The organism is Bartonella silvatica (assembly GCF_040545155.1).
Lineage (GTDB): Bacteria > Pseudomonadota > Alphaproteobacteria > Rhizobiales > Rhizobiaceae > Bartonella > Bartonella silvatica.
Window position 1 is genome coordinate 63437 of the sequence record NZ_JBEPLI010000006.1, and the last position, 12962, is coordinate 76398.

Below are 12962 nucleotides of genomic sequence, written 5' to 3' on the forward strand. Positions count from 1 at the left end.
CATACAATTTAAAATCTTTTATACCTCTATTACACAAAGAAAGTTTGAAGATTTCAAAATCATGACAAACAAAATAAATACACCAAATAACAGTCAAAAATCTTCTCATATTGAAAACCACCCTTCTCAACAAAACAATCATGGAGAAAAATTTTCTCTCATGAATCATCTGTTTTCGTTTTTACGTAGCCGCAACTCTACATCCCTGCGCGATGATCTTACCGTTGCCCTTACAACAAATAATGAAAAAGACACTGCCTTCTTCTCACCTGAAGAGCGTACGATGCTGCACAATATCTTACACTTGCGTGAAGCACATGTTGATGATGTTATGATTCCACGCTCTGAAATTAAAGCATTGGAAATAAATACTCCCCTTGGAGAAGCTCTTAAATATTTTGCAGAAATTGGTCATTCTCGTATACCTGTTTATGCTGAAACTTTAGATGATCCTCGAGGGATGATCCATATCCGCGATATCCTTAATTACATGACTCGCTTTGTTATCAATTTAGACAATACAGAACAACAATCTGATTTTCTTCAGTTGAACCATATGCATTTGCAAACTCCCATTGGTGAACTAGATCTAATCCGAACAGTTCTCTTCGTTCCTAGCTCCATGCTGGCAAACAAATTATTAACACGTATGCAAACGACACGAACACAAATGGCATTGGTTATTGATGAACATGGAGGCACGGATGGTTTAGTCTCAATGGAAGATATTGTCGAATTAGTCGTTGGCGATATCGAAGATGAACATGATCATGTCGATAATGCCATCGTGCGTGAACCAAATAATCAATGGCTTGTTGATGCACGGACCGAACTAGAAGATGTAGAAAAAGCTCTTGGCCCTGACTTTATTGTAGGAGAATATGGTGATGAAGTTGACACCATTGGTGGTTTGATTGTTTCTATTCTTGACCGCATTCCTGCCAAAGGAGAAGTTATTGAAGCGGTACCCGGTTATCAATTTCGTATTTTAGAAGCTGATAAACGCCGGATTAAACGGTTGCGCATTTTTCGCATTCCAGAAAATGAGAATTTTGAAAATAATGCGCTCTCTAAAAAGTAACCAAACATTTTTAAGAAATTTTACCCTTTTTTTGTCTTCCTCTACTGGTTGGAAACGACAGACGTGGATATTTCTATGTGGTGCTTTTACCTCTTTTGCCCTTCCACCTTTTTCTTTAACTTTCCTCTGCTTTTTAACTTTTCCCATCTTTATTGTTCTCCTTGACTCAATCCATACCATTCAAAACAATAAGAAACGCTTTCTTACCTACGCTCTAAGTTGCGGAGTTTTTGGCTTTAGTTATTTTATTTGTAGCCTTTGGTGGATGTGTAACGCATTATTGACAGACCCTACTGCTTTTGGCTGGGCAATACCATTTGCTCTTTTGGGGCCTCCTTTTTATCTTTCCCTTTATTGGTTTTTTGCTGGTTTCATTGTCGGTTTATTATGGACAAAAGGAATAGCACGCTTTTTTGTCTTAGCCTTTTCACTGGGGTTAGCAGAGTGGTTGCGTGCATTCTTATTCACAGGCTTTCCTTGGAATGCTCTTGGTTATACGGCGATGCCAACCCCGATGTTTATGCAGTTGGGTGCAGTCGTGGGACTTTACGGCATGAATATTCTTGCTGTTCTAGTTTACAGCTTACCGACGGTTTTATTAACGAATGAAAAAAAGAAAACCGCACTTTTTCTTTTATCATCGCTTATATTCGTTCATAGTGGTTTTGGATTTTACCGTCTCAATACCATACCAGATACAGCAGATAATCATAAAAGACGTTATTGGGTACGCATTGTTCAACCTTCAATTCCGCAAAACGTAAAGTTAAATAGTACAACACGAGAAGATATCTTTACAGCGCATATGCAATTAAGTACAGAACCACAAGAAGATCATAAACCAGCTCCTGACTTTATTATATGGCCCGAAGCATCCATTCCTTCCATTCTTTACGATAATTCTTTGGCTACAAAGCGCATTTCTTCTATTCTAAAATCCAAACAATGGGCTATTATCGGTGCTATACGTGCCCATTATGATCCTCTCAATGCGCAAGTACAATATTTTAATACAATTGCAGTGATTAATAATAAAGGTGATATTCTCAATACCTCTGATAAACTTCACCTCGTTCCTTTTGGTGAATATCTTCCTTATCACAATCTACTGAAAAAAATTGGATTGCGTACCCTTGCTGATAATATAGGGGGATATAGCGCTGCGCGCGTGCGCAAAATTGTCACGACACCAAATGGATTTTCTTATCTTCCTCTCATTTGTTATGAAGCCATATTTCCCCATGAAATGACTTTTAAAGGTCCTCCTCCACAAGCCATTATTAATGTTACAAATGATGCGTGGTTTGGCGTAACACCTGGCCCATATCAGCATCTTCAGCAAGCTCAACTTCGTGCTGTTGAATTGGGAATCCCGCTTATACGAGCAGCCAATAATGGCATATCAGCTGTTATTGATTCTTATGGACGAATCATTGTAGCACTCCGACAAAATGCTGTTGGCATTATTGATTCACCAATTCCACCGACCATTACCCCCATAGGAAATTATGAATATAGAATTTTCTCTACTTTTATCTTATTCATTCTTATGCTACTGTGCCGCGTTGGTTTTGGTTTTACAAAACAGCTTAAATGATCAGATGCCCATATACGGTATGACGTTGTATACACCGATAATATTGGGAAAAAGTATTACATATTATATTAATTGTATGATAAACCGATTTCATGTGAATCTGATGTTGGTTTTAGAGTAGAGTGCTGGAAATAAAGAGTTGCATTATGACCGAAGCTAAAAAAAAACCTGATCCTATTGATATCTATGTTGGAACCCGTATTCGTTTACGTCGTAATATTTTAGGACTTACCCAAGAAAAACTAGGAGAAAAACTAGGCATTACTTTTCAGCAAGTTCAAAAGTACGAAAAAGGTACAAATCGTATTGGTGCAAGCCGCCTTCAAGCAATTGCAGAGATTATGGATGTTCCTGTTTCTTATTTTTTTGATAAAAATCTTAATACACAACTTGGAGATGGTTTTGCCGAAAGCGATAACGATTTTATGGATTTTTGCTCTAGTAGTGAAGGCATTCAACTCATGCGCGCTTTTACCAATATATCTGATGCAAAAGTACGACGAAAAATTATTGACTTGGCGAAAGCACTTTCTGAAGAAGATACGACCAACGAATTATAAAATTGAATTCTATATTTTCTTTTATCCGTATTACAAATCAGCATTGACGATTTGCCACAGAATTGGCAAATAGGAGCAGTTTTAATGGAAAGTTAGTAAAGCATTTATGTTTTTTGAAGGAGTTCCTATGCCGCATCAAGATTATCTTTTTACGAGCGAATCGGTATCAGAAGGACATCCTGACAAAATTTGTGATCGTATTTCCGATGAAATCGTTGATATGATTTACAAAGAAGCTCAAAAAACTGGTACAGATCCGTGGCTTATACGCGTTGCTTGTGAAACGCTTGTCAGTGTGAATCGTGTTGTTATTGCTGGTGAAGTGCGTGTTCCTGATACGCTTTTAAAAAGAGATAAAAATAAAGAGTTTATTTATGATGAAACTGGCTCTCCACTTATTAATCCTACTCGTTTTCGTGCCGTAGCCCGTCGTGCTATTCGTGCGATTGGCTATGAACAAGCAGGTTTTCATTGGAAAACTGTTAAAATTGATGTCCTTTTACGCCCTCAATCGATCGATATTGCACGCGGAGTTGACAGCGCTATAGATCGATGTGATGAAGAAGGAGCAGGTGATCAAGGTATTATGTTTGGGTATGCTTGCCGTGAAACACCAGATCTCATGCCTGCCCCCATTTATTATGCACATAAAATTCTCCAACTTCTTGCTGCTGCTCGTCATAGAGAAGAAGGAGAAACAAGAAAATTGGGACCAGATGCCAAAAGCCAAATAACAATACGATATAAGAATGGAAAACCTGTAGAAGTCACATCCATCGTGCTTTCGACACAACATTTAGATGAGAGTTGGGATTCTCATAAAGTACGTACAGTGGTTGAGCCTTATATTCATCAAGCTTTACACGATATTCCTATTTCTGCTCAGTGCCGTTGGTATATTAATCCAACAGGAAAATTTGTTATAGGTGGTCCTCAAAGTGATGCTGGACTTACAGGGCGTAAAATTATTGTTGACACTTATGGAGGTGCTGCCCCCCATGGGGGAGGTGCTTTTTCAGGTAAAGATACAACAAAAGTTGATCGTTCTGCAGCTTATGCTGCACGTTATCTCGCTAAAAATATTGTTGCAGCTAATTTAGCGGAGCGATGCACTATCCAACTCTCTTATGCCATTGGTATTGCACAACCCCTTTCCATTTATCTTAACCTTCACGGAACTGGAAAGGTTGATGAAAAAATTCTGGAATTGGCCATTCGCAAAATAATGGACCTTTCACCAACCGGCATTCGAAAACATCTTCACCTCAATAAACCTATTTACACAAAAACAGCTGCCTATGGTCATTTTGGACGTGCACCAGAACGTGATGGTTCATTTTCATGGGAAAAAGTTGATTTGATTCAAAAACTTCAGACAATGATTAAAGTCCTATGATTCATCATCATAAACATATAGGTAGCGCCTTTTTTGGTCGCCGACAGGGAAAAAAATTAAGAAATAACCAAGCGACACGTATAAAGATGCTTCTTCCAGCTCTTAACATTGATTTAAATACTCCCACACCCCTAGACTTAAAATCCTTATTTCCCAGTAAAGTAAAAGAAGTTCGGCTTGAAATTGGTTTTGGTGGCGGTGAACATTTGCTTCATGAAATGGAAATTTTTCCACAAACTGGCTTTATTGGTATTGAGCCCTTTATCAATGGCATGGCAAAAATATTAACGTCTCTTGAACAACATCAACAGTTGCAAAATCATATTCGCCTTTATGATGATGATGCCACACACCTCCTTGACTGGCTTCCCAATGCTTCAATTGATGGAATAGATCTTTTCTATCCTGACCCTTGGCCTAAAAAGAAACATTGGAAACGGCGTTTTGTTAACATAAAAAATCTCAATCGCTTTGCTCGTGTTCTTAAAAAAGGTAAGAGATTCCGTTTTACAAGTGATATAGATGATTATGTCAATTGGACTCTTTACCACTGTTCACAACATAATGGCTTTGAGTGGGAAACGCAAAATTCTCAAGATTGGAAAACTCCTTATCCGCTATGGAAAAGTACCCGATACGAAGCAAAGGCTCTACGCGAAGGACGAGTCCCTACCTACCTTACCTTTATCAAGAAATAAATCGTAAAGCATTTTTCTTATAAATAACTTGAAAAATTTTGAATTTAAGAGTATCAATAAGTAAATTCTTGGTCTTATGATGAAGAGTGGGTTGTTAAGCCCGCTTTTTTTTATGTCATAAAGTTCATGAAAATGACTTGGGTAGAATGTATGAGCGAATCTGAAACAATAAACGACCTTGATGAACCACGTCTGTTCGAAGAAGATGGTGTTGAAGCGCACGTTGCAGCTCTCATAACACCATTGATTAAGCCTTTAGGCTTTCGTTTGGTCCGCGTAAAACTTCTTGGTTTAAACGGCTTAACACTGCAAATCATGGCTGAACGTGCTGACGGCTCTATGACAGTAGAAGACTGTGAAATTGTTAGTCGAACAGTTTCTCCTCTTCTTGATGTACAAAATATTATCGAACGCAAATACCATTTAGAAATTTCATCTCCTGGAATTGATCGCCCATTGGTGAGAAAATCTGACTTTTTCCATTGGGAAGGGCATATTGCAAAAATTGAGGCTAAAACAATCATTGATGGGCGTAAAAAGTTTCGTGGAACACTTACCAATATCACGCAAGATGGATTTACCTTAAATACGGATAAAGCTGCTTACGGAGAAACGCTCTATACCCCTATCCTCTTTTGTGATATTATCAATGCGCATTTGGTCCTGACCGACAAACTTATTCATGATGCATTGAAAAAAAATAAAGATTTAAATCAACAATCCATTTCCAAAGGTAATTCTGATGTCGTAAAATAAACGTCAAACTTTCAGAATTAATCCTACTGGGAAATGCCTATCGTGTGGCACAAAGAAGGAGAAAATTGATGGCTACAAGCGCTAACAGGCTTGAAGTTTTGCAAATTGCAGATGCTGTTGCACGTGAAAAGTTAATTGACCGTGATATTGTCATTTCTGCAATGGCTGATGCTATTCAGAAAGCAGCGCGTTCTCGTTATGGTCAAGAAACAAATATTCGTGCTGAAATCAATTCTAAAACAGGTGAAATTAAATTACAGCGCCTGCTCAAAATTGTTGATGTCGTTGAAGATTATACGAATGAAATTTCTTTATCTGATGCGCTCAAACGGCAAACTGATGCAAAAATTGGTGATTTTTTTGCAGATCTACTCCCTCCTATGGATTTCGGCCGTATTGCAGCACAATCTGCTAAACAAGTTATTGTCCAAAAAGTACGCGATGCAGAACGCGACCAACAATATGAAGAGTTTAAAAATAAAGTTGGTGAAATTATTTCAGGCACAGTAAAACGTGTCGAATATGGTAATGTTATCGTTGATCTGGGACGTGGTGAGGCTATCGTGCGCCGTGATGAGTTAATTCCACGTGAATCTTTCCACTATGGAGATCGTATTCGTGCTTTTGTTAATGATGTGCGTCGTGAAACACGTGGCCCACAAATTTTTCTTTCACGTACACACCCTCAATTTATGGTAAAACTTTTTACTATGGAAGTACCAGAAATTTATGATGGTATTATAGAAATTAAATCCGTTGCTCGTGATCCGGGCTCACGGGCTAAAATTGCTGTTGTCTCACGAGATGGTTCTATTGATCCTGTGGGAGCATGTGTGGGAATGCGAGGAAGTCGTGTACAAGCTGTCGTTGCAGAATTACAGGGAGAAAAAATCGATATTATCCCTTGGTCACCTGATGCTGCGACATTTATTGTCAATGCGCTACAACCTGCCGAAGTTTCCAAAGTTGTCCTCGATGAGGATGTAGAACGTATTGAAGTCATTGTGCCTGATGATCAGCTTAGTCTTGCTATTGGCCGACGTGGACAAAATGTTCGTTTGGCTTCACAGTTAACAGGATGGAACATTGATATCTTAACGGAACAAGAGGAATCTGAAAATCGCCAGAAAGAATTTACTGAACGTAGTAAGCTATTTATGAAATCCTTAGATGTTGATGAAATGATTGGACAGGTTATGGCATCAGAGGGTTTTTCTTCTATTGAGGAAATTGCTTATATTGGTCTCGAAGAAATCGCTTCTATTGAAGGCTTTGATCACGAAACGGCTGCGGAAATTCAAAACCGTGCACGTGAATATCTCGAACATAAAGAAAAAGAACTTGATGAAAAGCGCAAAAAACTTGGTGTCTGTGATGAATTGCGAACACTTCCTGGAATGACGAGCGCTATGTTGGTTGCTGTCGGCGAAGATGGTGTGAAAACCATAGAAGATTTTGCTGGCTATGCCGTTGATGATTTGGCTGGCTGGCGAGAGCGTAAGGAAGGTCAAGTGCAAAGCTTTTCTGGCATCTTAACTCCGTTTGATATTACACGTGCTGATGCAGAAGCTATGGTTTTGGCCGCCCGTGTGCAAGCAGGATGGATAGATAAAGCTGATCTTATTACAGAAACCCCTGTAGCGAATGAAAAATCTGCAAAAGATGAAACAATTGATGATGTAAATTTGGATGCACTTTAAAATGAATGAACGGACCTGCATTGTGACAAGAAAAAATGCTTCAGCGCAAACGCTGATCCGTTTTGTTATTGGTCCTCACAATCAAATTGTTCCTGACTTGAAATCTCATTTACCAGGACGTGGTGCTTGGGTTTCTGCACGTCATTCTATCATTGAAGCAGCAGTCAAGCGAAAAGCTTTTCAAAAAAAATTTAAAACAGATGTTGAGGTTTCGCCAAATCTTGCGCATATTGTTGATACACTGCTGTTAAAAACTGCCCTTTCAAGCCTTTCGATGATGCGAAAAGCTGGAGCCATTGTCATGGGAGCCACAAAAGTTGATGCTGCTATCCGTGCTGGCCAAGCTATTCTCGTACTTCATACTAAGGAAACGACAGAAGATGGAAAACGGAAAATTGCACAAGCCATCCATACAACACAACAACAGACAAATCGAAATATAAAAGCGATATCTTTATTTTCAAGTGATGAAATGCAGGTAGCTTTTGGTGCTCATCCTGTAATGCATGCGGCCTTATTGGATACCAAAGCTGCTGAAGGATTTCTCAAAGCGATCCATAAACTGCTCGCCTATCGTGATAAAGAACACAGCAAGCCTGATGAAATGATGGCTCAAGCCGTGAAGGAAGTACAATGAGTGAAAATAGCAACGACAAAACAACAGCCAAAAAAACACTAACTCTGAAGCGGTCAGTTCTGGAAACAAGTACGGTTAAGCAAAATTTTAGCCATGGACGTACAAAGGCTGTAGTTGTCGAAACCAAACGGCGCAAAATTACGCGCCCCGATGAAAAGGCTGAAGTACAACAGCCTATTACGAAGCCGCATGTGGCTTCTCAACGCTCTAAACCACGATTTGAAGAAGCAAAACCAGACAAATCTGTCTCTAAAAATGATCTTTCGTCCGCTGAAATGGAAGCGAGACTTCGTGCATTGGAAGAAGCACATATCCAAGAAAAAATTATGCGTGAGAAGGCAGAGGAAGAAGCACAACGTGCTAGGGAGCGTGAAATAAATTTGCAAAAATCATTGCAAGAAAAAGAAAATCTACCGATACAAGATTCCTCTTCTAACTCTGATCAACCGGTTATAGAGCCAATAGAGGTTCCTGTCGTTCTGCCAAAAACTGTCGTTGAAAAACGCAAAACTGACGAAAATAGAGAAGAAGATAGATATAGCCGGCGTGCAAACCCTGCTAAATCAGACGTGCGTGCACCAAAGGTTGTTAAAGGTGCTGATGAACGACGTCGCGGTAAGATAAGCCTCAATAGCGCTCTGGATGAAGAAGGAAGTGCACGTGGGCGTTCGATGGCTGCGATGCGTCGTAGACAAGAAAAATTTAAACGTGCACAAAACCAAGAACCGAGAGAAAAGATTTCTCGCGAAGTTGTTCTTCCTGAAACCATTACGATTCAAGAACTCGCGCAGCGTATGACTGAACGTTCCGTTGATGTGATTAAATTCCTGATGAAACAGGGACAAATGATGAAACCAGGTGATGTTATTGATGCAGATGTTGCTGAACTCATCGCCGTTGAATTCGGTCACACGGTTAAACGTGTTTTAGAATCTGACGTAGAAGAAGGCATATTTAATGTAGCTGATAACCCTGAAGAAACTCGTCCACGTCCGCCTGTTGTAACGATTATGGGACACGTAGATCATGGAAAAACATCTCTTCTTGATGCTATTCGAAAAGCAAATGTTGTCTCTGGAGAAGCTGGCGGTATTACACAGCATATTGGTGCTTATCAAGTAGAGCAAAATGGTCAAAAAATTACCTTTATTGATACACCTGGACATGCCGCTTTTACGGCTATGCGTGCTCGTGGTGCTCGTGTTACAGATATTGCCGTGCTCGTCGTCGCTGCTGATGATAGTGTTATGCCACAAACAATTGAATCTATTAATCATGCTAAAGCTGCGGGTGTACCAATTATTGTTGCGATCAATAAAATTGATAAACCAGCTGCTGATGCACAAAAAGTACGTACCGAGCTCTTGCAACACGAAGTGTTTGTTGAAACCATGGGTGGGGAAACTTTAGAAGTTGAAGTTTCGGCTAAAACTGGTCAAAATCTTGATAAACTTCTCGAGGCTATCCTTCTTCAAGCTGAAATTCTTGATCTGAAAGCAGACCCTCAACGAACAGCCGAAGGTGTTGTTATTGAAGCCAAGCTGGATCGAGGACGTGGATCCGTTGCAACAGTGCTTGTTCAAAAAGGTACATTGCATCCTTCTGATATTATTGTTGCTGGCAATGAATGGGGACGTGTACGTGCTTTGATTGACGACCACGGTCGCCATGTCAAAGAAGCAATTCCTTCTACACCTATTGAGATTTTAGGTATGCAAGGAACACCACAAGCTGGTGATCGCTTCGCTGTTGTAACTCACGAAGCAAAAGCACGAGAAATTTCTGAATATCGTCAGAGATTAGCGCGCGATAAAGCGGTCGCTCGGCAAACGAGTTCTCGCGGTTCGCTTGAACAGATGATGACCAAATTACAAACCTCTGGCGTTAAAGAATTTCCTCTTATTATTAAAGGGGATGCGCAAGGATCAATCGAAGCAATTACTTCAGCATTAGAAAAACTTGGAAATGATGAAGTCTGTGCGCACATTGTACACTCTGCGGCTGGTGGTATTACTGAGAGTGATATTTCTCTTGCTGAAGCTTCTAACTCTGCTGTTATTGGTTTTAATGTTCGTGCCAATAAACAAGCACGAGATGCAGCTAAAACACAAGGAATTGAAATTCGCTATTACAACATCATCTACGATCTTGTTGACGATATTAAAGCTGCTATGTCAGGGCTGCTCTCGCCAGAACAACGTGAAACTTTCCTTGGTAATGCTGAAATTTTGGAGGTCTTTAACATTACAAAATTTGGAAAAGTTGCTGGTTGTCGCGTTACAGAAGGTAAAATAGAACGGGGTTCTGGTGTTCGCCTTATCCGTGATAATATTGTTATTCACGAAGGAAAACTTAAAACGCTTAAGCGCTTTAAAGATGAAGTTAATGAAGTACAAAGTGGCCAAGAATGTGGAATGGCATTCGAAAATTATGAAGATATACGTGTAGGAGATATTATTGAAACCTTCCGTATCGAACATATTCGTCGCACATTATAAGATATATAGTCACTTTACTCTATCGTGAAATACAAAGAGTTGTTGGGTGTATGCGTACCGCCTCTGGTTTTTCTTAATCTTTTAAGATGATCAAAAGGGAAGTAATTGTAATAAGGATAAAATTTCGATGAAAAATGCTGGACCATCACAACGGCAACTCAGAGTTGGTGAACAAGTACGTCATGCAGTAGCTCATATATTACAACAAGGCGTTCTACTCGATGAAGGCTTGAAAAATATGGTAATTTCTGTCTCTGAAGTACGCATGTCCCCTGATTTGAAAATTGCTACCTGCTTTGTTTCTCCTCTCAGTATTCTCAAGGATGTATCTCATGTTGATATTGTTGACATCCTCAATAAACATGGCCGTTTTATTCGTGGGGAAATAAGTCATGCTTTGCGACAGATGAAATATATGCCTGAACTGCGTTTTCGCCTTGATAATAGTTTTGATAATTTTTCAAAAATTGATTCTCTGCTTCGCTCACCTGAGGTAGCACGCGATCTTCGCCATAGTGATGAATTTGAGGATTAAAAATATGGCACGGCAACGCAAAAAAAAAGGCCGTTTTGTTTCTGGCTGGATCATATTAGATAAACCAAAAGGAATGAGGTCAACAGAAGCTGTCTCACAAATCAAACGGCTCTTTCATGCGCAAAAAGCAGGACATGCCGGTACACTTGATCCCCTTGCTTCTGGTCTCCTGCCAATTGCATTGGGTGAAGCAACCAAAACTGTTCCCTATGTTATGCAGGGTTCAAAAACCTACCGTTTTGACATCGCTTGGGGAGAAGAGCGCTCAACAGATGATTTGGAGGGAGAAATAACAAAAACGTCCCTCAAACGTCCGACACAAGAAGAGATCCTTGCCCTCCTCCCTCAATATACAGGCGTTATTTTGCAAACACCTCCACAATTCTCTGCAATTAAAATTGCCGGTAATCGAGCTTATGATCTCGCACGAGAAGGTGAGGCTGTTGAAATTCCACCGCGCCAAGTGGAAATAGAAAGTTTTAAATTAATAGAAACAACGACAAAAGAACGTTCTATCTTTGAAATAACTTGCGGAAAAGGAACCTATGTACGCTCTTTAGCGCGCGATATGGGGCGTGACCTTGGCTGTTATGGGTATATTGCTGATTTAAGACGTATCGCAGTATCACCTTTTGATGAAGATGATCTCATCACATGGAATGAACTCAAAGTAGCAGGAATGGATAAAAGTATAATAGATGAAAATGGTGTTCATCCTAAAAGAAACTTCTCAAAACTTGATGCACTGCTCATTGAAACAGGTGCAGCATTAGATTGCCTTTCTCAGTATAATCTCAGCGAGTCACAAGCACAGCGTATCATCATGGGAAATTCTGTTCCTCTTTCTCTTCATAATGGACCTATTGATGAAGATGAAGTTTGCGTCATCTATAAAGGCCAACTTCTTGCGATAGGGCCCCTTGATAAAAGCCTGTTTAAGCCAAAGCGAGTTTTTACACTTTAATTATGCTTTTTCCAGAACTCTCTCAGAAAAAGAGATTTTTCACATCTTTCACATTACTTAAGAAAGAAATGCTTTTTATTGCTCTTCCCTCCCCTTTTTATGATTATTCACTATCACCATCAATGATCCATTCGTAATCTAACCTTGATATTTGCGTCATAAAATACAAAAAAACAGAAACGATCTTTATCGCTTTAAGCCGTTTTTCTCATTATAACTGGCTGTATAAACTTTCATATTAAAAGGGTTTTCTAAAATGGAAAATTCAGGCTTTAGTTTAGATATACCGCGATATTTATATTTCTCTAATTCTTTTTTCTGTAGAAAACTGTCTTTAAATCATAAGCAACATGAAATACTCATTAAAACATCTAAAACTCTCACTGTTTTGTGCATATCAAACAATTGTTGCAATAAAATAGCATTGCATATGTGTGCAACACACTGATTTATAATGATAATTCACTGTTTTGTATGTTGAATGAGAGTCCCGAATAACGTAGGATTCTCTCATTTCAAACCTGCTTATCTTGAATCAAT

The 12962-nt window shown here is 39.3% G+C and carries 11 protein-coding genes; all 11 read left to right on the forward strand.

Going from position 1 to position 12962, the window contains the following annotated elements:
- Nucleotides 1-61: 61 nt before the first annotated feature.
- The 11 genes from ABID23_RS04070 (at nt 62) to truB (ending at nt 12422) form a co-directional block, all read left to right on the forward strand.
- Complete coding sequence (locus ABID23_RS04070; protein WP_354189592.1) at nt 62-1081, forward strand: hemolysin family protein; 1020 nt, start codon at nt 62-64, stop codon at nt 1079-1081.
- Nucleotides 1044-2678 carry an apolipoprotein N-acyltransferase gene (gene lnt / locus ABID23_RS04075; RefSeq protein WP_354189594.1) on the forward strand — a complete coding sequence of 545 codons (1635 nt, stop codon included), beginning with the start codon at nt 1044-1046 and terminating at the stop codon, nt 2676-2678. Before ABID23_RS04070 ends, lnt begins: the two co-directional genes overlap by 38 nt.
- Nucleotides 2679-2824: 146 nt before the next feature.
- Entirely contained in the window at nt 2825-3238 is a 414-nt protein-coding gene (locus ABID23_RS04080; RefSeq protein ID WP_354189596.1) for a helix-turn-helix domain-containing protein, read from the forward strand.
- 127 nt (nt 3239-3365) lie between these two features.
- The gene (gene metK, locus ABID23_RS04085) at nt 3366-4634 is read left to right on the forward strand and encodes a methionine adenosyltransferase (protein ID WP_354189598.1); all 1269 of its coding nucleotides are present in this window, start codon (nt 3366-3368) and stop codon (nt 4632-4634) included.
- The gene (locus ABID23_RS04090) at nt 4631-5332 is read left to right on the forward strand and encodes a tRNA (guanine(46)-N(7))-methyltransferase TrmB (protein ID WP_354189600.1); all 702 of its coding nucleotides are present in this window, start codon (nt 4631-4633) and stop codon (nt 5330-5332) included. The genes metK and ABID23_RS04090 overlap by 4 nt, the downstream gene beginning before the upstream one ends.
- Nucleotides 5333-5458: 126 nt before the next feature.
- A complete protein-coding gene (rimP, locus tag ABID23_RS04095; RefSeq protein ID WP_354189602.1) occupies nt 5459-6088 on the forward strand; it encodes a ribosome maturation factor RimP in 630 nt (209 codons plus the stop codon).
- Between the two features lie 68 nt (nt 6089-6156).
- Entirely contained in the window at nt 6157-7788 is a 1632-nt protein-coding gene (gene nusA, locus ABID23_RS04100) for a transcription termination factor NusA (protein ID WP_354189604.1), read from the forward strand.
- Between the two features lies 1 nt (nt 7789).
- The gene (locus tag ABID23_RS04105) at nt 7790-8425 is read left to right on the forward strand and encodes an RNA-binding protein (protein ID WP_354189606.1); all 636 of its coding nucleotides are present in this window, start codon (nt 7790-7792) and stop codon (nt 8423-8425) included.
- Nucleotides 8422-10923, forward strand: coding sequence for a translation initiation factor IF-2 (gene infB, locus ABID23_RS04110; RefSeq protein ID WP_354189608.1), 2502 nt, complete (start codon nt 8422-8424; stop codon nt 10921-10923). Before ABID23_RS04105 ends, infB begins: the two co-directional genes overlap by 4 nt.
- Nucleotides 10924-11050: 127 nt before the next feature.
- Nucleotides 11051-11458 (forward strand): 30S ribosome-binding factor RbfA, encoded by a 408-nt coding sequence (gene rbfA, locus ABID23_RS04115; RefSeq protein ID WP_354189610.1) that lies wholly within the window; start codon nt 11051-11053, stop codon nt 11456-11458.
- Between the two features lie 4 nt (nt 11459-11462).
- The gene (truB, locus tag ABID23_RS04120; protein ID WP_354189612.1) at nt 11463-12422 is read left to right on the forward strand and encodes a tRNA pseudouridine(55) synthase TruB; all 960 of its coding nucleotides are present in this window, start codon (nt 11463-11465) and stop codon (nt 12420-12422) included.
- Nucleotides 12423-12962: the final 540 nt, after the last annotated feature.

What these genes read in the sequence shown, in the direction of transcription:
- rimP (WP_354189602.1), top strand. Translation starts at nt 5,459, where the DNA reads ATGAAAATGACTTGGGTAGAATGTATGAGCGAATCTGAAACAATAAAC.
- infB (WP_354189608.1), top strand. Translation starts at nt 8,422, where the DNA reads ATGAGTGAAAATAGCAACGACAAAACAACAGCCAAAAAAACACTAACT.
- lnt (WP_354189594.1), top strand. Translation starts at nt 1,044, where the DNA reads ATGAGAATTTTGAAAATAATGCGCTCTCTAAAAAGTAACCAAACATTT.
- metK (WP_354189598.1), top strand. Translation starts at nt 3,366, where the DNA reads ATGCCGCATCAAGATTATCTTTTTACGAGCGAATCGGTATCAGAAGGA.
- ABID23_RS04105 (WP_354189606.1), top strand. Translation starts at nt 7,790, where the DNA reads ATGAATGAACGGACCTGCATTGTGACAAGAAAAAATGCTTCAGCGCAA.
- ABID23_RS04080 (WP_354189596.1), top strand. Translation starts at nt 2,825, where the DNA reads ATGACCGAAGCTAAAAAAAAACCTGATCCTATTGATATCTATGTTGGA.
- truB (WP_354189612.1), top strand. Translation starts at nt 11,463, where the DNA reads ATGGCACGGCAACGCAAAAAAAAAGGCCGTTTTGTTTCTGGCTGGATC.
- rbfA (WP_354189610.1), top strand. Translation starts at nt 11,051, where the DNA reads ATGAAAAATGCTGGACCATCACAACGGCAACTCAGAGTTGGTGAACAA.
- ABID23_RS04090 (WP_354189600.1), top strand. Translation starts at nt 4,631, where the DNA reads ATGATTCATCATCATAAACATATAGGTAGCGCCTTTTTTGGTCGCCGA.
- ABID23_RS04070 (WP_354189592.1), top strand. Translation starts at nt 62, where the DNA reads ATGACAAACAAAATAAATACACCAAATAACAGTCAAAAATCTTCTCAT.
- nusA (WP_354189604.1), top strand. Translation starts at nt 6,157, where the DNA reads ATGGCTACAAGCGCTAACAGGCTTGAAGTTTTGCAAATTGCAGATGCT.